The 21,306-nt window shown below is 73.9% G+C and carries 15 protein-coding genes; 7 read left to right on the top strand and 8 right to left on the bottom strand.

The window, feature by feature from the left end; all coding sequences use genetic code 11:
• Window positions 1-7 precede the first annotated feature (7 nt).
• Window positions 8-430, bottom strand: coding sequence for a roadblock/LC7 domain-containing protein (locus tag AB0C76_RS01110; RefSeq protein ID WP_329930638.1), 423 nt, complete (start codon window positions 428-430; stop codon window positions 8-10).
• A complete protein-coding gene (locus AB0C76_RS01105; RefSeq protein ID WP_359957648.1) occupies window positions 427-3,468 on the bottom strand; it encodes a nitrate- and nitrite sensing domain-containing protein in 3,042 nt (1,013 codons plus the stop codon). Before AB0C76_RS01105 ends, AB0C76_RS01110 begins: the two co-directional genes overlap by 4 nt.
• Window positions 3,469-3,898: 430 nt before the next feature.
• Here AB0C76_RS01105 and AB0C76_RS01100 point away from each other — a divergent pair, with 430 nt between their 5' ends.
• The 3 genes from AB0C76_RS01100 to AB0C76_RS01090 all read left to right on the top strand — a co-directional run bounded on the left by AB0C76_RS01100 (window position 3,899) and on the right by AB0C76_RS01090 (window position 8,359).
• Window positions 3,899-5,725 (top strand): AMP-dependent synthetase/ligase, encoded by a 1,827-nt coding sequence (locus AB0C76_RS01100; RefSeq protein WP_359957646.1) that lies wholly within the window; start codon window positions 3,899-3,901, stop codon window positions 5,723-5,725.
• Between the two features lie 284 nt (window positions 5,726-6,009).
• Window positions 6,010-7,152 (top strand): polysaccharide deacetylase family protein, encoded by a 1,143-nt coding sequence (locus tag AB0C76_RS01095; protein ID WP_359957644.1) that lies wholly within the window; start codon window positions 6,010-6,012, stop codon window positions 7,150-7,152.
• A gap of 346 nt (window positions 7,153-7,498) precedes the next feature.
• Window positions 7,499-8,359, top strand: coding sequence for a nitroreductase/quinone reductase family protein (locus AB0C76_RS01090; RefSeq protein ID WP_359957643.1), 861 nt, complete (start codon window positions 7,499-7,501; stop codon window positions 8,357-8,359).
• Window positions 8,360-8,535: 176 nt separating this feature from the next.
• Here AB0C76_RS01090 and AB0C76_RS01085 read toward each other — a convergent pair whose 3' ends face one another.
• The 3 genes from AB0C76_RS01085 to AB0C76_RS01075 all read right to left on the bottom strand — a co-directional run bounded on the left by AB0C76_RS01085 (window position 8,536) and on the right by AB0C76_RS01075 (window position 11,527).
• Window positions 8,536-9,312, bottom strand: a complete 777-nt coding sequence (locus tag AB0C76_RS01085; RefSeq protein WP_359958088.1) for an SGNH/GDSL hydrolase family protein — start codon at window positions 9,310-9,312, stop codon at window positions 8,536-8,538.
• 403 nt (window positions 9,313-9,715) lie between these two features.
• Complete coding sequence (locus AB0C76_RS01080; protein ID WP_359957640.1) at window positions 9,716-10,336, bottom strand: hypothetical protein; 621 nt, start codon at window positions 10,334-10,336, stop codon at window positions 9,716-9,718.
• Window positions 10,337-10,543: 207 nt separating this feature from the next.
• Complete coding sequence (locus tag AB0C76_RS01075) at window positions 10,544-11,527, bottom strand: hypothetical protein (RefSeq protein WP_359957638.1); 984 nt, start codon at window positions 11,525-11,527, stop codon at window positions 10,544-10,546.
• A gap of 534 nt (window positions 11,528-12,061) precedes the next feature.
• On the opposite strand from AB0C76_RS01075, the gene AB0C76_RS01070 reads away from it, so the two are divergent.
• Both AB0C76_RS01070 and AB0C76_RS01065 read left to right on the top strand, forming a co-directional pair.
• Window positions 12,062-13,231, top strand: coding sequence for an exonuclease SbcCD subunit D (locus AB0C76_RS01070; protein WP_359957635.1), 1,170 nt, complete (start codon window positions 12,062-12,064; stop codon window positions 13,229-13,231).
• On the top strand, window positions 13,228-16,272 hold the full coding sequence (locus AB0C76_RS01065; RefSeq protein ID WP_359957633.1) for an SMC family ATPase: 3,045 nt from the start codon (window positions 13,228-13,230) through the stop codon (window positions 16,270-16,272). The genes AB0C76_RS01070 and AB0C76_RS01065 overlap by 4 nt, the downstream gene beginning before the upstream one ends.
• 22 nt (window positions 16,273-16,294) lie before the next feature.
• On the opposite strand, the gene AB0C76_RS01060 is transcribed toward AB0C76_RS01065, so the two are convergent.
• Window positions 16,295-16,513, bottom strand: a complete 219-nt coding sequence (locus AB0C76_RS01060) for a hypothetical protein (RefSeq protein ID WP_359957631.1) — start codon at window positions 16,511-16,513, stop codon at window positions 16,295-16,297.
• A gap of 182 nt (window positions 16,514-16,695) precedes the next feature.
• On the opposite strand from AB0C76_RS01060, the gene AB0C76_RS01055 reads away from it, so the two are divergent.
• The gene (locus AB0C76_RS01055; protein WP_359957628.1) at window positions 16,696-17,241 is read left to right on the top strand and encodes a DUF1990 domain-containing protein; all 546 of its coding nucleotides are present in this window, start codon (window positions 16,696-16,698) and stop codon (window positions 17,239-17,241) included.
• A 7-nt stretch (window positions 17,242-17,248) separates the two neighbouring features.
• On the opposite strand, the gene AB0C76_RS01050 is transcribed toward AB0C76_RS01055, so the two are convergent.
• On the bottom strand, window positions 17,249-17,698 hold the full coding sequence (locus AB0C76_RS01050; RefSeq protein WP_359957625.1) for a YjbQ family protein: 450 nt from the start codon (window positions 17,696-17,698) through the stop codon (window positions 17,249-17,251).
• Window positions 17,699-17,902: 204 nt separating this feature from the next.
• Window positions 17,903-18,169 carry a hypothetical protein gene (locus tag AB0C76_RS01045; RefSeq protein ID WP_359957622.1) on the bottom strand — a complete coding sequence of 89 codons (267 nt, stop codon included), beginning with the start codon at window positions 18,167-18,169 and terminating at the stop codon, window positions 17,903-17,905.
• An 830-nt stretch (window positions 18,170-18,999) separates the two neighbouring features.
• On the opposite strand from AB0C76_RS01045, the gene AB0C76_RS01040 reads away from it, so the two are divergent.
• Window positions 19,000-21,198 carry a bifunctional glycosyltransferase family 2 protein/CDP-glycerol:glycerophosphate glycerophosphotransferase gene (locus tag AB0C76_RS01040; protein ID WP_359957619.1) on the top strand — a complete coding sequence of 733 codons (2,199 nt, stop codon included), beginning with the start codon at window positions 19,000-19,002 and terminating at the stop codon, window positions 21,196-21,198.
• The last annotated feature ends 108 nt before the right edge of the window (window positions 21,199-21,306 follow it).

Here is a 21,306-nt window from a genome sequence, read left to right as displayed (position 1 = left end):
GAACCGATCATCTCCCCGGCGGCAGCGCGGTTTCGGTGCGCGGCTCGGCGGCCATGTGCTCGCCGACCCGCTTGACCAGCAGGGCCATCTCGTAGGCGATCTGGCCGATGTCCGCCTCGGCCTCGCTCAGCACGGCCAGGCAGCTGCCGTCACCGGCCGCCGTGATGAACAGGAACGCCTCGTCGAGCTCGACCATGGTCTGGCGGACCCCACCGACCTTGAAGTGCCCTCCGGCACCCTTGGCGAGGCTGTGGAAGCCGGCCGCGACGGCGGCGAGGTGCTCGGCGTCCTCGCGCTCGAGACCACGGGAGGCGCCGGTGGCCAGGCCGTCGCTGGAGAGGATCACCGCGTGCCGCAGGGCCGCGACGCGTCCCACCAGGTCGTCCAGGAGCCAGTTGAGGTCTCCGGACGGCTGCGTCGAGATGGTCATGAATCAGTTCCTTCCGCTGGAGCGGGTGTTACGGGTGGTGCTGGTCGTGCTGGTCGCGCTGGTGGTGTCTGCGCGTCCGTCCCGGGTGCGCCGGAACCGGAAGAACCGGAGAAATCGGAGGAACCGGACGGGTCGGAGAAACCGGAGGAGCCCGAAGCGCCGGCCGGCGGTACCAGGCGGACCGGCGGGCCCGCCGGGAAGCGCCGGGCGAGCGGTGCCCGGCTGCCGTCGGGCGGCGCGGGGAGGGCCGCCGGGGCGGGCGCCGGGCTGATCGCCCGCCGGGAGGTGTCCGGCGGCCGCCAGACCGGGACGGACGCGGCGGCGGGCCGGCCTTCGGGCGTCGGCGACGGGCTCGTCGGGCCCGACGGCGACGCAGCCGACGACGGGCCGGTGGCTCCGCGGCCCCGGGTGAACCCACGCTGGAACGACGCGAACGTGGCCCGCGCCTCCTCCGGCGACCGCTCCCGCACGCGTTCGGCCTCTCTGGCAGCCCGCTCGGCCTCCTGTGCCGCCCGGACGACCGGGTCCTCCGACGGTCGCGCGTCCTCGGCGCTCGCGACGCGGAGACGTTCCTTCATCTGCTGCTTGAGCTGGGGCGCGAGGTTCGCTTGCCGGACCCGCCGGGGCAGGCCGCCCGGGGTCCGCGCACCAGCGGCCGGCTGCTCCCCCAGGGCCGGCGGGGCCGGCGAAGGCGCCAGGGCATCCAGGTCCACCGGAACCGCCGGAACCGCATCACCGACCGCCACGTCCGCGGGCTCCGCAGCCGCCGCCGCGCCCACGGCGGGCACGACCTCCGCCCGGCGGTGGCGCCCGCCGCCCTCCGCGCCCGGCGGCGGGACGAGCACCGGCCCGCCCTTCGTCCGCGACGCACGCCGCGGCAGCCCGCCCGGCGTCCGGGCCGGTTCGGCCGCGGACGGCCGCGGCCCGCCGGTGACGCGGTGCTTCCCGCCCGTGGAGCCCCTTGCGGAGCTCGCAGCGGCACTCGGCGCACCGTCGCCGGGAGCCGAAGCGGGCACCATCGAGGACACCTCAGAGGACGCCGCCGCCGGGGCCGCGCCTCCCGGCACCGCCACGAGGTCCCGCTGGCCGCGCCGGGCCGTCGCCACCGGACGCCGCCCCGCCTGCGAGGGCTCGGCCGGCCCGTCCGGCGCCTCCGCGAGCAGCTCGCGCGGCACGAGCACGACGGCCGTCGTCCCGCCGTACGGCGAGGGCCTCAGATGCACCCGGATGCCGTGCCGCCGGGCCAGCCGGCTGACCACGAACAGGCCCAGCCGGTCGGTGTCGGCGAGGTCGAACTCCTGCTCCACGGCGAGGCGTTCGTTGATCTCCGCGAGCGCCGGCCCGCTCAGCCCGAGCCCGCGGTCGTCGATCTCCAGCGCGAAGCCGTGCGCCACGACCTCGCCCTGAACGGTGACCTGGGTGTTCGGCGGGGAGAACACCGCGGCGTTCTCGACGAGTTCGGCGACCAGGTGGGTCACGTCGGCGACGGCGCTGCCGAGCAGTCCGGTGCCGGGGAACGGCCGGACGGTCACGCGGGCGTAGTCCTCGACCTCGCCGACCGCCGCGCGCACGACGTCCACCATCCGCACCGGCTTGCGCCAGGCGCGCCCCGGCGAGCCCCCGGCGAGGATGATCAGGCCCTCGGCGTGACGGCGCATGCGGGTGGTGAGGTGGTCGACCTTGAACAGGTCCTCCAGCTCCGCCGGGTCCTCGGTGCGGCGCTCCATGGTGTCCAGCAGGGTCAACTGGCGGTGCAGCAGCACCTGGCTGCGCCGGGCGAGGTTCACGAAGACGGCCGAGACGCCGCGGCGCAGGTCGGCCTGCTCGACGGCGGCCTCGACGGCGGCCCGCTGCACGGCGTTGAACGCCTGGCCGACCTGGCCGATCTCGGCCTGCCCGAACCGCAGATCCGGTGCCTCGGCGGCGACGTCCACGGCCTCGCCGCGGCGCAGCCGCCGCATGACGGCGGGCAGGCGGGTGGTGGCGAGCTCGTTGGCGGCGTTGCGCAGGCCGATCAGCTCGCGGGCGAGGCCGCGGCCGATCCGGAAGGAGATGAGCACCGTCAGCACGATGGCGACCAGGCCGGCCGCGCCGGCGATGCCGCCGCGCCACAGGAGGCCGGTCGCATACGACCGTTCGCGCTCGGCGATGCCGTCGGCGATGCGGGAGTTGACGGCGGCGAGGTCGCCGAGGGCACGGTCGGCCGTCTCCCGCCAGGAGTCGCCGTTGATGGCCTGTGCGACGTTGGCGGGGCCGCCGGCGCCGACGAAGTCCGCCTCGGCGCGCACCAGCGCGGCCCACGCGTCGCCGCCGCGCAGGGCGATGTAGTCGGCCTGGTCGGCGGGTTCGAGCTCGGCGATGTAGACGGTGTACAGCGCCTGCTGGTTGTGCAGGGCGTCCAGCGCGGTCTGGTACTGCTCGGCGGTGGGCCGGGCGGTGCCGCGAAGGCCCTCCATCGCCGCGTCCTCCTGGGCCAGGTACTCGCGGGCGCGCACGAGCTCGATCAGGATCGTTCCCTGGCGCGGGAGTTGGCCGCTCTGCTGGGCGACGAAGGCGGAACGGAAGCCGAACACCGGCTTGATCAGGTCGCTGTACTGGTCGAGCGCGAACTCCCAGTTGAGCGCCGAGCGGCCCACCTGGGCGCGCAGCGGGCCCATCTGGTCTGCGGCCGCGAGGATCTGCAGCAGGCGCCCGCGCTGGGCGGTGGAGAGCCTGCCGCCGATGCCGTCCTTCTTGTCGCGCAGGACGCCGAGGTCGCGGTCGGTGTCGGCCTTGGCGCGGTCGTAGGCGTCGCGGGCCGCGCGCGAGCCCGGGTCGGCGAGGCGCTGGACGGCGGCGCGGCGCTCGTTCTGCAGGTCGGTGGCGTACTGGTCGGCAGGGGTGCCGAACTCCTTGTACGTACGGCTGAGCTCCAGCTGGCTCCAGACGTCTCCGGTGGTGGCGATGGTCGCGTACACCCACAGGGCGGTGAGCGCGACGATGGGCACCAGGAGCAGCGCGATGATCTTCGCGCGGATCGAGCTGCTACGCAGACGCATGGAGTCCTCGGTCGGGAAGTGCCAGGCGCGGAAGGGGGAGGGTGGGCGGAGCGGGACGAGCACACGGGCGGTGGGGAGCCCGGTTCGGGGGTCGGGTACGGATCGGGCCTGGCCGGGGGCCCGGCCGCGGGTCTGCGAGAGCCTACTACGCCCTGACCACTCGTTCGAGGGCCGAAATCCTTCTCGTCTTCACTTGCCCCGCACACGTCAGGACGGCGGCGGCCCCCGGCTCCCGGGCACGACCCTCGGCCGCACCCGCGTACGACGCTCTCCGTACGGACGTACGGCACTTTCCGTAGGCCCTTGTGCCGATCTCGTCGCGTCACCGACACAACCCTGGGCAGTCGCGGGACGATCCGATAGTTTCGGCTCCACGGCAGCCGCGAGCGGGACGCGAGCGAGCACGGGAAGACGCGAACCGGGGAGGAACGTGCGCGAGTTCACCACCCCGGCCCTGGCCGCGCCCGAGGCCGCCGGAGGGCTCGCCGACTCGCTCTACGACACCGCCGAACGCACCCCCGCCCTCCCTCAGCTGGCCCTGCGCACCGCCGACGGCGCGTGGCGGGACGTCACCGCCCGCGAGTTCCGCGACGAGGTCCTCGCCCTCGCCAAGGGCCTGCTCACCCGGGGCGTGCGCTACGGCGACCGGGTCGCCCTGATGTCCCGCACCCGCTACGAGTGGACGCTCTTCGACTACGCGCTCTGGTCGATCGGCGCGATCACCGTCCCCGTCTACCCCACCGCCGCACCCGAGCAGGTGCGCTGGATCCTCGCCGAGACCCAGTCGGTCGCCTGCCTGGTCGAGGACGAGGACGCCGCGATGACCGTCGGCGCCGTCTGCGACGCCCTGCCCGACCTCAGTGGCATCTGGCAGCTCGACCGCGACTGCGTCGGCGCGATCACCGAGGACGGGCTCGGCGTGCCCGACGCCCTCGTGCACCGCCAGCGCCTCGGCGTCGCCGCCTCGAACATCGCCACCGTCGTCTACACCTCCGGCACCACCGGACGCCCCAAGGGCTGCCTGATCACCCACGCCAACCTGGCCGCCGAGGCCGACGCCCTGCTCGGCGGCTGGAGCGACGTCTTCCAGGACCCCTCCGGCGGCCAGCCCTCCACCCTGCTCTTCCTGCCGCTCGCGCACGTCTACGGGCGGGCCGTGCAGGTCGCGGCGATGCGCGGCGGCTTCCGGATCGGCCACGTCCCCGAGGTCTCCACCGACGCCCTGCTGCCCGCCCTGGCCTCCTTCCGGCCCACCTTCCTGCACGCCGTCCCGTACGTCTTCGAGAAGATCTTCCAGCAGGCCCGGCGCACCGCAGAGGACGCCGGACGCGGCGAACTCTTCGAGCAGGCACGGCAGGTGGCCGTCGACTGGGCGGCCGCCAGGGAGCAGAGGCTCTTCGGCCGCGGCCCCGGACCGAGCCCCCGGCTGCGGCTGCGCCACCTCGCCTACGAACAGACGCTCTACCCGCGGCTGCGCGCCGTCCTCGGCGGCAGGACGCGCAGCATCGTGTGCGGCGGCTCGTCGCTGCGCCGCGAACTCGCGCTCTTCTTCGCCGGCGCCGGCTTCCAGCTGTACGAGGGCTACGGGCTGACCGAGACCTCCGCCGCGATCACCGCCAACCCGACCGGGCGGCAGAAGCTCGGCACGGTCGGCCGGCCGATCCCCGGCGCCTCGGTGGCGATCGCGGACGACGGCGAGGTGTGGGTGCGCGGCGGGTCCGTGTTCGGCGGGTACCTCAACCACCCGCGCTGCACCGCGGAGTCGCTGCACGACGGCTGGTTCGCCACCGGGGACCTCGGTCACCTCGACGAGGACGGGTACCTCACCATCACCGGCCGCAAGAAGGACCTGATCGTCACCAGCAGCGGCAAGAACCTCGCCCCCGCCGCCCTGGAGGAACGGGTGTCCGCGCACCCGCTCGTCTCCCAGTGCCTGGTGGTCGGCGACGACCGCCCGTACATCGCCGCGCTGATCACGCTCGACCCGGCCGCCCTGGCACACTGGCTGCGCACGAACGGACGGGAGCAGCTGGACCCGTGGGCGGTGCTCGCGGACGAGCAGCTGCACGCCGAGATCCAGCGCGCGGTGGCGGCGGCGAACACGGCGGTTTCGCGGGCCGAGTCGATCCGCGCGTTCCGGCTGCTGCCACGGGAGTTCAGCCTGGAACAGGGGCTGCTCACGCCGTCGCTGAAGCTGCGGCGGGCGGCGATCGCGGAGCACTACGCGGCGGACATCGAGGAGCTGTACGTCCCTTGACGTACTGTCTTGTCCGGTTTGCCAGGCCGTAGTTGCCGGGGTCGGGTCGTAGTTGACGGAGGGCGGCCGGCGGAGCCGTTCGGCGGGATTCCCTTGACGGACCGATTGGTCCAGTCCATTGTTTCTCCTCGGTCCGAGTGCGGCGCACCACCTCCCGCTCCCGCCCCTCGGGGAGCGCCCCGGTACGACGGTTCCAGCTTTCGACGGCTCGGCGTTTCGACGGCTCACCGCTTCCGTCACGCCCTCCCCACGGGCGTGCATCCCCCACACCCAGGAGTCTTCACATGCCCCTGTCCACGCGCCTGTCCGCACTGGCGGCGTCCGTGGCGCTCGTCACCGCCGCTGCCCCCATGGCGACGGCCGCGCCCTCCGCCACCGGTTCCTCTGCAGCGGCCGCCGCCCCCATCGTCAACCTCGTCACCAACCCGGGCTTCGAGCTGCCCGCGCCCAACCTGTCCGACTGGGGCGCCGTCGCCGGCTGGAACTGCACGGGCGGCCCGGCCGAAGCGGCCATCACCACCAGCGCCCCGCACACGGGCACCTCCACGCTGACCGTCACGCCGGCGAACGCGGACTCCACCGGCGAGTGCGCGCAGACCGTCTCCGTCCAGCCCAACACCACGTACACGGCCTCCGCCTGGGTGCGCGGCAGCTTCGTCCACCTGGGCGCCACCGGCACCGGCCACGACGTCGCCCCCGCCTGGACGGAGACCACCGGCGGCGGCTGGCAGCAGCTCACCACCCGGTTCACGACCGGCCCGGACGCGCGCAGCATCCGGCTCTACGTCCACGGCTGGTACCAAGAGGGCCCGTTCTCGGTCGACGACGTGCACGTCGACGGCCCGGCACCCGCCCCGGCCACGCCCCTCGGGTCGCTGCCCACCACCGACAAGGTGGTCTTCTTCACCGTCGACGACGGCTGGACACGCACCCCCGAGGCGGAGAAGTTCATCGCCGACAACCACCTGCCGATCACCGCCTTCCCGCTGCCGATGCCCGCCGGCGCCGACCCCGGCTTCTTCCAGCGCGTCACCGCCGTGCCCGGCTCCTCCATCCAGGACCACAGCGTCTCGCACACCGACCCCACCACGCTCACCCTCGCCCAGCAGCAGGTCGAGATCTGCGACGCCCGCGACGCGATGACCCGCACCTTCGGCACACCCCCCGCGGTCTTCCGCCCGCCCTACTTCGCCTGGAACGCCGACACCCTGCAGGCGGCGGCCAACTGCGGCATGCGCACCGTCCTCACCGCCGACGCCGACTTCAGCTGGGGCGCCTCCAACATCTGGCACCCCGGCTCCCTGCAACCCGGCGACGTCGTCCTGATGCACTGGACCGACACCCTCGCCACCGACCTCCCCCGCGCGCTCGCCGCCGCCCAGGCCGCAGGCCTCAAGCCCGCCGGACTGATCGGCTACCTGCACTGACCCATGGGAAGCGCGCCGCCGCCCCTCCCCGTGCCCGGCCCTTACCCGAAGAGGGCGCGCGGCGAGGGGCGGCGGCGCCTCGGCTCGGGTGCTGATCTTGCTCGTTGACAGGGCGACACGGCATCGCTCTAATGGAGGCGTGCAGCGCGGCGTCGGCCACAGAGCAGTGGGCCGGCCGACAGCCGAGCCGGCACCTCACTCCGAGGGACGATGCGCGATGAGTACTTTCTCCGCTCCCCTGATCTGACGTACGCGGCCACCCGTGGTGTCCGCGTACGCGTGTGCTTCGCGGCACTTGCGTGTGGCCCTGACTCCTTTACTCGTTCGGAGACTTCACCACACACGTATGCCTATTTCTTTCAACCAGAGTGTCATTGACGAGTTCCGCGCCAACGGTGGGGAGGTCGGCGGGCCGTTCGAGGGCGGCGACCTGCTGCTCCTCACCACCACCGGGGCCCGGTCGGGGCGGCCACACACCGTTCCGCTGGGGTACGTCCGGGAGGCGGGAGAGCTCGTCGTCGTCGCATCGGCGGGCGGGGCATCAAACGATCCGCAGTGGTACCGCAACCTGCTCGCCCATCCCGTCGTCCGAGTCGAGCTCGGCACGGAGGCGTTCGACGTGATCGCGGTGCCGGCGGAAGGGGCGCAGCGGGAACGGCTGTTCGCTGCCGCCGTGCGGGTCGCACCGGGGTACGGCGACTACCAGGCCCGTGCGGGGCGGGAGTTGCCGGTCGTCGTCCTGGAACGGCCCGAAACGCCCACACAGGAGGTGCGCAGCCTCGCCGACAAACTACTGGAGGTACACACCTGGCTGCGCGCGCAGCTGAGCTACGTCCGCGAGGAGGCGCAGGCGCACGTCGCGGGGCGGCGGGCGAGCCTCGGGCTCCAACTGCGGCAGCACTGCCTGGCGTTCTGTGAGGGGTTGACGCACCACCACCGCGGCGAGGAAGCGGCGATCTTCCCGGCGCTGGCGCGCAGCCATCCCGAACTTGCCGGGGCGCTGGACCTCTTGGGCGAGCAGCACCAGGCCATCGGACGGATCAAGGAGGAGCTGGTCGCCCTGCTGGCCGGAATCGAGGTGGAGGAGCCGGAGCGACTGCGGGTCGAGGTGGACCGGATGGCCGCCGAACTGGAGGCCCACCTCGCGCACGAGGAGGCCGAGCTGCTACCGGCGCTCGCCGGGATTCCGTTCCCGCCGATGCGCTGAGGGGCCGGGCGCCGCCGGTGGGGCGGGCGCTGGCGGGTTGCACGGGAGTGGCGGGGCCGGGCCAACGAACAGACGACAGATAACAGATTTCGAAATCTGTTATCTGTCATCTGTCACTTGCCAGCCGTTAGGCGTCTCCGGCCGGGCGCCGCCCTCCGGCCGTCAGGCGTCAGGCGTCACGACTGCGAGAAGACCGGCAGGTACCCGTAGGCCTGCCCCGAGGAGTTCGGGTGGTAGCTCTCGTCGATGGGCCACGTGGTGCTGTGGAGCCAGGTGTCCAGCGAGCCGCAGATCTCGTGCCCGCTGAAGACGTCCCGCACGTCGGCAAAGGTGAAGCCGGCGTTCGCGGCTCGCTTGGCGATGACGCCGTCGAGCACGTCGGCGGCCTCGTTGATGGCGGACCGCTTGGTGTCGCCGATGCCGAAGATGCAGCTGCCGCCGATCTCGTACAGGTGCGGGTACCCGAGGACCACGACGTGCGCGTGCGGCGCCTTGGCATGGATCGTCGAGTAGACCTGGTCGAGCTGGGCGGGCAGGGTGTTCCGGGCATAGGCCTCGCCGGCCGAGACCGAGCTGAGGCAGGAGCTCTCAGAGCCGAGCACACAGGTCTGCATGGTGCTGGCGAAGCCGGCGTCGTTGCCGCCGATGGTGATGCTGACCAGCGTGGTCGAGGAACTCAAGGCAGCGACCTGACCGTTGAGGACGTCTCCGGTTCTCGCGCCCGAGCAGGCGACGAAGCTGAAGGAGGACGGCGAGTTGGCACTCTGCCACAGGTACGGATAGGCGTTGGTGCTCCGCTTGCAGCTGCCGCTGTCGCCGAGGTAGTTCCCGGAGCCGACACCCGCGGAGTACGAGTCCCCGAGGGCGACGTAGTTGACGGCGTCCGCACTCGCGGACGTGGCTGCGAAGAACGTGGTGAGCGTGAGCAGGGCCGCTATCGCGGTGGCGGCCATGGCACGGGTGGGGCGCAGCATGAAACCTCCTGGCGTGATGTGGGTCACAGATTTGATACCAGGCGGTAGCAAGCTCGGGAAGCGGTCATGCCAAAGATATTGACGGTCCGTCTGACAACGTTGGAGTGAACGCCTCCTCACATAGCGCGTATTGGAGCTGCTCAGCGCCGGTGTGCGCGTGTACGCACCAGGCGGGCGCCGAGGAACGCGCTTTGGCCGGCCTTAAGCGCAGGCTTGAGTACAGGCTTGGGTGCAGGCTTGAGTGCAGGCTTGAGTCACGCGTCGAGCGGAGCCTTGAAAGGTACTCAGAGAGGTAATCAGAGAGATGCGCTGCGCGATGCCGCCGCCGGCGCGCTCAGCCGCACCCCGCCCACCGCGTATGGCAGGTGGCAGACGGCGAACCTCAGCGCCTCGAATAGACGGCGCCCGGGAAGACCTCGCAGCCCTCCAGTGGCAGTTCCTCGATCGTCTCGTTGGCGGCCGCGGGCACACCGAGCCACCGGACGGCGCACGCGACGGCCGCCCGCGCCTGACGCAGCCCGGCCTCGCCCCAGCCCAGCAGCTCGACCGCGAGCCCGGGCGCGACGAGCAGGCGCCGGTAGTGCCTGCCGGACGCCGGATCGGCCATGCTCGGGCCGACCGCCCGCAGCGCCGCGGCCATCCGCACCCGGGCACACTCGTTCCCGCCGTTCGCGGAGCCCACCCGGTCGTAGAGGTAACCGAGGTAGTACGGCTGCCCGATCACGGCCTGGGCCTCCTCGGCGGCCTCCCGGGCCAGGGCGGAGGCAGGGTCTCCGGCGTCCTCCGGTTCGAGCGAGCCGCCGGGCAGCGAGCAGATGCCGTCCCGGGGGTTGACCAGCGTCAGCACCCGGCCGTCGGGAGCGAAGAGCCACCCCCACGACTGCTTGACCGGCAGCCCCTCGGGCACCTGCTCGCCCGGCCGCCACGGCCACCCCGCGGAGGGACGCCGGCGCACTCTGCCGAGCAGCTCGGCGATCTCCGCGGTGTACTCGATCCTGCTCATGCGTCCCCCTTTCGGTGTCGGGCTCGGCCGGGACCGACGGGGCGCGGGGCGGACCTGCGGAGCGCGGTACGGGGCGGAGCGGCGGAAGCGGCGGCGTGGGGTGCCGCGCGCTCCCGCTGTTGATCTTCCCCGAAATCTTCCCCGAACAGGCGGTCGATGAACAGTCCCCAGCTCCGCTTGGTGGACGCGGAGGACGAAAATCCCTGGTCAGGCCAGCGGCTCACCTCCACCCCCGGCGTCGTCGTCCGGACGCTCCCCGACCCGGCCGTCCCCGGCCGAACCATCGCCGGGCGAACCGTTGGCCGGCGAGCTACCGCCGGCGGGCTTCGCTCCGCCCGCACCGCCACCGCCTGGCCCCTCCCGCGGTGCGGCGTGCCCGGGGAAGGGCGGCAGGGGGAAGCCGGGCCGCGGGAGCACCCCGGGCGGGAACGGCACGCCGCGCCCGACCGTGTCGGCCAGCTCGTCGAACACCTCGTGCGCGCTCATCGGCCGCAGCCGGCCGCGCAGCAGCGCCCAGCCCCGCACCGGCGGTCCCTCGGGCCCGGCCTCGCCGTGCAGCAGCAGCGCGCCGTCGCCCGCGACGGCCACGCCCGCCGCCAGCGTCACGCAGAACGCCTCCGTGTCCCGGCCGCCCGGGAAGAGCATGCCCGCCTCGACGCACAGCTCGGCCGCCACGGTGAGCTGCTCGCCGTCCTCCGGACCGTGGAAGCGCAGCGTCAGGAGGTGGAACCCCTCTCCCGCGCCCTCGGCCAGCGCCACGAACACCGTCGTGGCGTACTCCATGACCGCCACGAGGTGCCGCTGCCCCACGTCGTCGTCGCCGACCGCCCCGAGGAGGGCGGCGCAGGCGAAGGACATCCGCACCCTGGCCCGGTGGTCCTCCAGCAGCAGCGGGACCAGTTCGGCCAGCGGCTCCCCCGCGTAGAGGAAGGGTTCGCCGGCGAGCTCGGGGTCGCCCGCGTACGCGACCCGGGCGGCGGCCGTGGCGGGGTCGAGACCGAAGGCGTCGCAGTAGTCCGCGTAGTCCTCGGCCTCCATGACCCGCAGGTGCACCTCCAGCCCCTGGCGGCGCAGCCCCCGCAGCAGGTCCTCCGTCAGCCGCAGGTACTCCAGGTGGGTGAGGCCGCCGAACAGCCCGTGCCCGGCCAGCCCGGCGAAGTCCGCGGCCCTGACCGGAACCGCCAGGGCCACCGGCACCGGCGGCGGCGCCCCGCGCGCCAGGCCGCGCCGCCGCTTCCCCCGGGCCCCGGATCCACCACCGCCGGCCCCACCCCCCGGCGGACGCCCGCCACCGGCGCCGCCGGGGCCGGCGCCACCACGGCCCGGCGCGTTCGCCCGGGGCCCGCTCCAGCGAGGTCCGGCCGCGCTGGGCCCGTCCCCACCGGGGCGGTTCCACCGCGCCGCCGCCGGGCGCGCTCGCGACCGCCCGCGCGCCCTCCATGCACCACACGCTCCCGCGAGCGTCTCCGTGAGCGACCGCGAGCACCGCCCGCGGAGCATCCCCGACACCAGAACCCGCACCGACATGGCGTGCTCCTCTCCCCGAGCCACTCGACGTGCCTCCGGCCGGCCACCCCGGCCGGCCACGGACGCGACCGTCCGCGACGAGGAACATACACACCGTCACTGACAATCGGCCGTGCCCGACGGGTCACGCCGCCCCGGGGCGCCCGGGTCCACAGTTCGGGCCGGGATTGTCGGTACCGGAGGTTAGGGTCGGGGACCATGCGACTGCTGCATACCTCCGACTGGCACCTGGGGCGTTCGTTCCACCGGGAGAGCCTCCACGACGCCCAGCGCGCGTTCCTCGACCACCTGGTGGCGGTGGTCGAGGAGCAGCGCGTCGACGCCGTGCTGGTCGCCGGGGACGTGTACGACCGGGCGCTGCCCGGCCTGGAGGCGGTCGCGCTGTTCGACGACGTGCTGCACCGGCTGGCCGCGCTCGGCGTGCCGACGGTGTTCATCAGCGGCAACCACGACTCCGCGCGCCGGCTCGGCGTCGGTGCGGGGCTGATCGGGCGCGCCGGGATCCACCTGCGCACCGACCCGGGCGAGTGCGCCGACCCCGTGCTGCTGGCGGACGAGCACGGCCCGGTGGCCGTCTACGGGCTGCCCTACCTGGAGCCGACGCTCGTGCGCGAGGGCTTCGGTCTGGAGCGCGGCGGGCACGCGGCCGTGCTCGGCGCCGCTATGGACCGGGTCAGGGAGGACCTCGCCACCCGGCCGGCGGGCACGCGCGCGGTGGTCCTGGCGCACGCCTTCGTCACCGGCGGCACGCCGAGCGACAGCGAGCGCGACATCGCGGTCGGCGGCGTCGCGGCCGTGCCCGCCTCGGTCTTCGACGGCGTGCACTACGCCGCGCTCGGCCACCTGCACGGTTGCCAGACGCTCGCCCCGCACCTGCGCTACAGCGGCTCCCCGCTCGCCTACTCCTTCTCCGAGGCCAAGCAGCGCAAGACGATGTGGCTGGTCGACCTCGGCGCCGACGGTTCCATCACCGCCGAGCGCGTGGAATGCCCGCGGCCGCGCCCGCTGGCGACCCTTCGCGACACGCTCGACGCCCTGCTCACCGACGAGAGGTACGCGGAGCACGAGCAGTCGTGGGTGCAGGCCACCCTGACCGACGCGGCCCGCCCGAGCGAGCCGATGGAGCGCCTGCGCCGCCGCTTCCCGCACACCCTGCAACTGCTGTTCGACCCCGAGGAGACGCCGGCGGAGCCCTCCCGGTCGTACGCGGCCCGGGTCGGCGGGCGGGCCGACCTGGAGATCGCGGAGGGCTTCCTGCGGCACGTGCGCCCGGGCGCTGATCCGGACGAGGAGGAACTCGACTGGCTGCAGGCCGGGTTCGAGAGCGTGCGGGAGAGCGCCGAGCGGAAGGCGGACCTGCCCCGATGAGGCTGCACCGGCTGACCGTCACCGCCTTCGGCCCCTTCGCGGGCACCGAGACGGTGGACTTCGACGCGCTCGCCGCCGGCGGGCTGTTCCTCCTGCGTGGCTCGACCGGTGCGGGCAAGAGCAGCGTGCTGGACGCGGTCTGCTTCGCCCTGTACGGCGACGTGCCCGGCAGCCGTCGGGCCAACCGCCTGCGCAGCGACCACGCCGACCCGCACCGCCTCACCGAGGTCCGCCTGGAGCTGACCATCGGCGGGCGGCGGTTGCAGATCACCCGGCTCCCGGAGCAGCGGCGACCGAAGAAGATCGGCACCGGCACGACCGTCGAGCGAGCGCAGACCCTCCTGCGCGAATGGGCGGCGGACACCGGCGACGGCACCCCGGGCTGGCGGGCGCTCAGCAAGTCGCACCAGGAGGCCGGCGAGGAGATCCACCGGCTCGTCGGCATGAACCGCGACCAGTTCTGCCAGGTCGTCCTGCTGCCGCAGGGCGACTTCGCGCGTTTTCTCAGGGCGGATTCGGAGGAGCGCGGCAAGCTGCTGCGGCGGCTGTTCGACACCGATCGGTTCCAGCACGTCGAGGCGTGGCTGGCGGAGCAGCGGCGCTCCCAGGAGGCGGCCGTCCAGGCCGGCCGACGCCGGCTGCGCGACCTCGTGAGCAAGGCCGAGCAGGCGGCGGGGCCCACCGCCGAGCCGATCGAGGACTGGGTGCCCGCCGACGACGACCGCGCCGACCTCACGGCGGGCGTGCTCGGGTGGGCGGCGATCCTGCGCGCCGGGGCGGCCGAACAGCAGGCCGTCGCGGACGCCGCCCTCGCGGGCGCCGAAGCGGCTCACTTGGAGGCCCAGCGCGCGCGGGAGGCGGCCGAGGAGCTGTCCGGGCGCCAGCAGCGCCACCGGCAGGCCCGCCAACGGGCCGAGCGGCTCGCCGGGTCCGAGCCGGAGGCGGCACGCGACCGGCAGCGGCTGGCGGCGGCGCAGGCGGCCGTCGGCGTGGAGTCGGCCCTGCGCCTGCGCGAGCACGCCGCCGAGGCGCACGGCCGCGCGCAGGACGCCGAGCGCAGGCACCGGGCCGCGCTGGCCGGAGACCTCCGCGAACCCGCGGCCACGGGAATCGGCGAGGCCGACGCCGCTGAACTGGCAGACATCGAAAGGCGGTTGCGGGCCGAGGTGGTCCGTCTGGAGGCCGCCCGGGCCGACGAGCGGCACTGCGTCGAACTCGCCCGCGAGCAGCGGGCCGCCGACGAGGAACGGCTCCGCGCCGAGGACCTCGCCGAGGAGGCCGAGGACTGGCTGGCCGACTTCGAGGACCGGCTGGTCCGCCTCCAGGAGGAACGGACGGCGGCCCGCGAGGCCGGCGCCCGCGTCGAACAACTGGACGGAAGGCGCGTCGAGTTGGCCGCCCGATTGCAGGCGGCCCGGGAACGCGACGACCTACGGGCCGAGATCTCCGCGGCCGAACCACACGCGCACGCGCTGCGCGTTGCCGCCCTGGACGCCCGCGAGTACAGCCAGGACCTACGCGAGCGCCGACTCGTCGGCATGGCCGCCGAGTTGGCCGATCAGCTGCGGGCCGGCGAGGCCTGCCGGGTCTGCGGCTCGGCCGAGCACCCGGCACCCGCCCTGGCCGCTCCCGGCGAGCGCGTCAGCGCGGCCGACGAGGACCGGGCCCGCGCCGCCCAGAGCGCCGCCGAGCAGGCCGCGACCGACGCCGACCAGGCGCTCACCGCGCTGCGGGTCCGCGAGGCGACGGCCGCCGGAGCCGCCGGACCGGACGACGCCCGAACCCTCGCCGACGCCCTCGCCACGCTGGACCGCGAACACCACGAGGCGCTGCGGGCCGCCGAGGCGCTCGGCCGGGTCGAGCGGGAGATCGGCCGGCTCACCGACGACCGCGCCCGCCGCCTCGACGAACTGCGCGAGGCCCGCGAGCGCGGCGCCGTCCTCACCGACCGCCTCCAGGTCCTCGGCACCGAACAGCGGGAGCTCGCCGCCCGGGTGGCCGCCGCCCGGGGCGAGGCCGCCTCCGTCGCCGAGCGGGCCGCGGCCCTCGCCCGGCTCGCCGACGGCATCGCGGCAGCGGTCACCGCGGTCCGCGCCCGCGCGGAGGCGGCGGCCCGGCTGGCCGACGCCGAGGACGAACTCACCAAGGCCGCCGCCGCGGCCGGATTCCCCAGCGCCGACGACGCGCTCGCCGTCCTGCTCCCCCGCGGACAGCGTGAGCAGTTGGAGGCCCGGCTGGACCGGCACCGCGCCGAACTCGCCTCCGTCGAAGGGGAACTCGCGCTGCCCGAGCTCGCCGCGGCCGCAGAGCGCCCGGACGCCGACCTGCCCGCCGCCCAGGCCGCGCTCGACGCCGCCACCACACGACTGCGCCACGCCCACGCCGCCCAGGCCGCGGCCGGCGAGCGCCGCACGGCGCTGGCCGCCATCGGCGCGCAAGCCGCCGCCTTGGCGGAGGAGCTGGCGCCTGCGCTGGTTCGATTCGAGCGGATCAACCGGCTCGCCGCGCTCGCCGCCGGCACCTCCACCGAGAACCGGCTGCGGATGCGCCTGGAGTCGTACGTCCTGGCGGCCCGGCTGGAGCAGGTCGCGGCGGCCGCGAGCGACCGGCTCGTCAGGATGTCCGGGGGCCGCTACACCCTCGTCCACAGCGACGACCGCGGCACCGGCAACAAGCGCTCGGGGCTCGCCCTGCGCGTCGTAGACGCCTGGACCGGCACCGAGCGCGACACCGCGACCCTCTCCGGCGGCGAGAGCTTCTTCGCCTCGCTCGCCCTCGCCCTCGGCCTCGCCGACGTCGTCACCGACGAGGCGGGCGGCATGCCGCTGGACACCCTCTTCATCGACGAGGGCTTCGGCACGCTGGACGAGCAGACGCTGGAGGAGGTCATGGACGTGCTCGACGGGCTGCGCGAACGCGACCGGGCCGTCGGCATCGTCAGCCACGTCGCCGACCTGCGCACCCGCATCCCGGCCCAGCTGCTGGTCCACAAGGGGCGGCACGGATCGACTCTCGCTCTGGCCGGGCGGGAGGACGCCTGAGACTCGCCCGGACGGGGCGGCCTCAGCCCGAGCAGGCGATCCGCTGAGCCTGCTGCCAGGAGCAGACCGGGCAGAGCGTGGTGCCCGGGTGGTCGGCGGGAAACTCGGTCGGCTCGCCGCACAGGACGCAGTCGGCGAGCGGACCCGTCAGCGCCGGGTCGTGCACCAGGGCGGCCTCGGCACCTTCGGCAGGGGCCAGCGCGCAGACGGCCGTCTCCTCGTTCGTCTCCGTATCGCTCATGCCGCCTTCCTACTCCTCGCTCCCGGTGTGCGGCAAGGCGGGGGGCTGACGGACGACAGATAACAGATGACAGATTTCAACATCTGTTATCTGTCATCTGTCTGCGCCACTCGCCCCCTGCCCCACCGAGCCCCACCCCACCCCGCCGCCTTCGCCCCGGGCGCCCCCGCTACGGTGGCCCCATGGGCCGAGTTCTCCACCAGCGCCTCACCACCGCCCGTGCCGCCGCACTGACGTATCCCGAGGTCGGGGCCACCCGGGGCGGGCCGCTTCCCCGCGGGTACGCGCACCTGCGGCGGCGCGTGCACCTGGGCCACGGGCCCGACGTGCTGGAGCGGGCCGGCCGGTACGTCCTCGGCTGGGGCAGCCAACTGGGCACCGGCTTCGCCGTCCACCCGCACGCGCCCGCCACCGAGGGGGCCACGGTCCTGCTGCGGATCGCCCTGCCCGGCAGCCGGTGGCCGCGCCTCGTGATCCCCTGCCGCGTGGTGTGGACGGTGGACGAGCCGGACCGGATCGGCTTCGCCTACGGCACGCTACCCGGCCACCCCGAGCGCGGCGAGGAGTCGTTCCTGGTGTCGATGGACACCGACGGCGAGGTGTGGTTCGAGGTGGCCGCCTTCTCCCGGCTCGCCGCCTGGTACGCCCGCCTGGGCCGTCCGGTCGCGGCACTGTGCCAGTACCTGGCCATCGAACGTTACCTCGCCGCCGTCGCGTCCCGCGTCTGACGTCCGCTCAGCCGCCCAGGAAGGACAGCCGCACGGTCCGGCGCGGGTTGTCCCCGTTCGTGTCGACCAGGACGACGGACTGCCAGACTCCGAGGGCGAGTTGACCGCCGATCACCGGCAGGGTCGCGTGCGGGGCGACCAGTCCGGGCACGACGTGGTCGCGCCCGTGACCCGCGCTGCCGTGGCGGTGGCGCCAGCGGTCGTCGGCGGGGAGCAGGTCGCGCAGGGTGGCAAGGAGGTCGTCGTCGCTGCCGGAACCGGTCTCGAGGACGGCGATGCCGGCGGTGGCGTGCGGGACGAAGACGTTGAGCAGGCCGTCTCGGCCGGCGGCCCGCTCGGTGAGGAACGCGGCGCAGCGGTCGGTGATGTCGAGCGCGACCTCGCGGCTGCCGGTGGTGATCTCGAAGGTGGTGGTCTGGAAGAGGCTGGTGGGGTGGGAGTGGATGTTGTCCGCCATGGGCGCCATCCTGCCGGAAGCCGTCGGCCGGTTCGCGCAAGCGCCGCTGGAACCAGCACCAATCGGTCAAGGAACCTTCGGCCCACCGACACTCCACCGTCGGCCCGGACCCGTCCGGGTACGACGAAGACCCGACGGTCCTCGTGGTCCGCCGGGCCGGGTGCCGGGGTGCGGGTCGGGCCGGAGGCCGTGAGGCCTCGGGTCCTAGCCGCGACCGCCGAACAGGCTCCGCCGCAGCCGGCGCAGGGGCGCCAGCAGCGACACCCGTACGTGGCGGCGCGGCGACGCCGGGGCGCCGGCGCCGCGCGGCGTCAGCTCCCTTATCAGCCCGAGCGCCTCGGCGGTGTCCACCGCCGGGACGGCGGGCGCGCCGAGCACGGCCAGGTGTCGTTCGATCCGGCGGCCGGTCGCGCCGACACCACACTGGATCGCCGGCACACGGGGCCGAGTCCGCACTTGCATGTGTTCCATCAGTTTTCCCACCCCTACGAGGCGCCAGGGCCGTGAGGCGAAGACTATCCGTGACGGACGGCCTTCGCGCAACCGTCCTTGGTGTTGTGCCACCGTATCGTGCGGCGTCAACTGACGATGCACCAGGGGCCACCCGGACCGGTCACGACTAGGCATCAATGATGGGTGCACGACCGGCCCTCCGTCAGCGGTTTTCGGAGGTACGGACCCGGCGCCCGATCACGAGGCACGCGCCCGGCGCACGGGATCATCGGGAGTGCCCGGTCGCGCGGCCGGTATATAGGGGTCGCGCGGGGAGGGCGGAGGGTCGGTACGCGGCCGGCGAAGCACAGGACAGGGGCAGGGCGGGGAGAGGACAAGGACAGGGCAGGGGCAGGGGCCGCCCCCGAGGACGGACCACCGGCACCATGGGTATCACCCCACCGGAGCGATCACCGAATTGGATCATTCATGAAGTGAACACATTCGAGGGATTGACTCCGGCGTAACCTCCAAGCAATATCTCCTTCTACGCGCAGGGCTCGCACGTTGCCCAACTGCGTGTTCGAATGATGAAGGACTCCGGCTCCCCCGAGCCACTGCCCGGCCGCCTCGACGCTGCGGCGGCCAGGCTCGGACGGGTGCCCGGACCGGCGGTCGGCCGTAGAGGGTCGGCCGGGCCGCCACCAGGCTGCCGGTGCCGCCCCCCACCAGGGCCCGGCACCGGCGGCTCCGGGTTCAGGACCAGTCACCCGGGCACCCACGTCCGCCGCGAGCCCGGGATCACCCCTCGCCCCCGGCTGATGCCCAGCTCAGAGGTCACGTCCGGGCGGTCGGTAGACTCGGCCAGCGTGTCACTCCTCCTCAGCATCGTGCTCCCGGTCCACGGCGTGGAGCGGTTCCTGCCGCGCTGCCTCGACTCGATCCTCGGCGACACCCCCGCCGCCGAGTCGCGCTTCGAGGTGATCGCGGTCGACGACCTCTCCCCCGACGGCTGCGGCGCGATCCTGGACGAGTACGCCGCCCGCGATCCGCGGCTGCGGGTCCTGCACCTCACCGAGAACCAGGGCCTCGGCGGCGCCCGCGCGGCCGCCCTGCCGCTCGTGCGCGGCGCGTACGTCTGGTTCGTCGACAGCGACGACTGGCTGCCGGAGCGGACCGTCAGCGTGGTCCTGGACGAGCTGCGCCACGAGGGCCGCCAGGCCGTCCCCGCCGACGTGCTGATCACCGACTTCACCCACGTCTACCCGGACGGCGCGACCGAGCCCAACCCGTGGCGCCACGTCCTGCTCGGGTCCCCTCTCGTGGAGGGCTGCACGCTCGCCGAGCACCCGGCGCTGTTCCAGACGGTGATGTCGGTGTGGAACAAGGTCTTCCGCCGCGCGTACCTGGAAGGCCTCGGCGTCGCGTTCGGGCGCGGCTACTACGAGGACATCTCGGTCACCTACCCGGCGCTGCTCGCCGCCGAGCGGCTGCGCTACGTGGACCGTCCCTGCTACGTCTACCGCCGCAACCGGGACGGCGCGATCACCGCGACCGCCTCCCCCAAGCACGCCGACGTGTTCGCCCAGTACGACGCGATCTTCGCCTTCCTGGACCGCCCGGACCGCCCGGGCCGGCCCGTCCCGGCGTCGCTGCGCACGCTGGTCTTCGACCGGACCGTCCGCCAGGCGCTCAACGTCTACGACACCCCGGGGCTCGTGCCGGTCGAGCGGCGCAAGGACTTCTTCCACAGCATCTCCCGGCACTTCGCCCACCACCGGCCGGACGGCTACCAGTTCCCCGGCGGCGCGCGCGGCGTGCAGTACCGGCTGGCGGCGCGCGGCGCGCGGATCGCGTACGCGGAACTGCGCCGCACCGGGCGGCTGCCGCGCGAACTCAGGCGCGGTGCGCGGGCGGTGGCGCCTGCGGTGCGCAAGGGGGTGCGCAGCGGAGCCCGGTTCACCGCGTACAACGCGTTCCGCCGGCTGCCGCTGGACGACAACCTCGCGGTCTACGCGGCGTACTGGCACCGGGGTTACGCGTGCAGCCCGGCCGCGATCTACGAGAAGGCGAAGGAGCTCGTCCCGGAGATCCGGGGCGTGTGGGTCGTGGAGAACCGCACGCAGGCCGCGGCCATGCCGGCCGGGGTGCCGTACGTGATCGTCAACACCCCCGCCTACCTGAAGGTGATGGCGACCGCCCGGTACTTCGTCAACAACGTCAACTTCCCGCACACGATGGCCAAGCGGCCGGGCACGGTGCACGTCCAGACCCAGCACGGCACCCCGCTGAAGGCGATGGGCATGGACCTGCGAGACCGTCCCGAGGCCGCCGACGGCATGGACTTCGACCGGCTCCAGGAGGCCGTCGACCGCTGGGACTTCCTGGTCTCCTCCAACCCCCACACCAGCGAGCACTTCGCCCGCGCCTTCCCCGGCCGCTACGAGATGCTCGACACCGGCTACCCGCGCAACGACCGCCTGGCCAACGCCACCCCGGACGAGGTGCGCGCGATGCGCGAGAGGATCGGCCTGCGTCCGGGCCGCACGGCGGTGCTCTACGCGCCGACGCACCGCGAGGGCCAGGGCGGCTACGTACCGCTGCTGGACGTGAAGGACCTGGCCCGGCGGCTCGGCCCCTCGTACACGCTGCTCGTGCGCACGCACTACTTCCACACCACCGGCCCGGGGGACCTGGTCACGGGCGAGGACGCGGCGGAGATCGTGGACGTCTCGGCGCACCCGTCCGTCGAGGACCTCTACCTCGCGGCGGACGTGCTGGTGACGGACTACTCGTCGATGATGTTCGACTACGCCGTGCTGGACCGGCCGATCGTCGTGTTCGCGCCGGACTGGGACGAGTACCGGCGGGTGCGCGGGGTGTACTTCGACCTGTTCGCGGAGCCGCCGGGCGCGGTCACGGTGGAGGCGGAGGGGCTGGCGGCGGCGCTGCTCGCCGGCGACGCGGATCCGGCGGCGCGGGCGCGGTTCCGGGCGAAGTTCTGCCCGTGGGACGACGGCGGGGCGGCGGAGCGGGTGGTGCGCCGGGTGTTCCCGGTCTCGGGCTGACGACGAAACGACTGACAGCTGACAGATAACAGATTTCGAAATCTGTTATCTGTCAGCTGTCAGTCGCCAGACGATCGGGACCGGTGCCGCCGGTACGGCGACCGGCCC

Origin of the sequence: Kitasatospora sp. NPDC048722 (assembly GCF_040650235.1) — a bacterium.
Taxonomy (GTDB): domain Bacteria; phylum Actinomycetota; class Actinomycetes; order Streptomycetales; family Streptomycetaceae; genus Kitasatospora.
This window is presented reverse-complemented; position numbering and strand designations above follow the sequence as displayed.

Coding starts and splice junctions, on each gene's coding strand:
- AB0C76_RS01105 (WP_359957648.1), bottom strand. CDS start 3,468: ATGCGTCTGCGTAGCAGCTCGATCCGCGCGAAGATCATCGCGCTGCTC.
- AB0C76_RS01070 (WP_359957635.1), top strand. CDS start 12,062: ATGCGACTGCTGCATACCTCCGACTGGCACCTGGGGCGTTCGTTCCAC.
- AB0C76_RS01065 (WP_359957633.1), top strand. CDS start 13,228: ATGAGGCTGCACCGGCTGACCGTCACCGCCTTCGGCCCCTTCGCGGGC.
- AB0C76_RS01045 (WP_359957622.1), bottom strand. CDS start 18,169: ATGGAACACATGCAAGTGCGGACTCGGCCCCGTGTGCCGGCGATCCAG.
- AB0C76_RS01090 (WP_359957643.1), top strand. CDS start 7,499: ATGCCTATTTCTTTCAACCAGAGTGTCATTGACGAGTTCCGCGCCAAC.
- AB0C76_RS01085 (WP_359958088.1), bottom strand. CDS start 9,312: ATGGCCGCCACCGCGATAGCGGCCCTGCTCACGCTCACCACGTTCTTC.
- AB0C76_RS01110 (WP_329930638.1), bottom strand. CDS start 430: ATGACCATCTCGACGCAGCCGTCCGGAGACCTCAACTGGCTCCTGGAC.
- AB0C76_RS01055 (WP_359957628.1), top strand. CDS start 16,696: ATGGGCCGAGTTCTCCACCAGCGCCTCACCACCGCCCGTGCCGCCGCA.
- AB0C76_RS01050 (WP_359957625.1), bottom strand. CDS start 17,698: ATGGCGGACAACATCCACTCCCACCCCACCAGCCTCTTCCAGACCACC.
- AB0C76_RS01060 (WP_359957631.1), bottom strand. CDS start 16,513: ATGAGCGATACGGAGACGAACGAGGAGACGGCCGTCTGCGCGCTGGCC.
- AB0C76_RS01080 (WP_359957640.1), bottom strand. CDS start 10,336: ATGAGCAGGATCGAGTACACCGCGGAGATCGCCGAGCTGCTCGGCAGA.
- AB0C76_RS01095 (WP_359957644.1), top strand. CDS start 6,010: ATGCCCCTGTCCACGCGCCTGTCCGCACTGGCGGCGTCCGTGGCGCTC.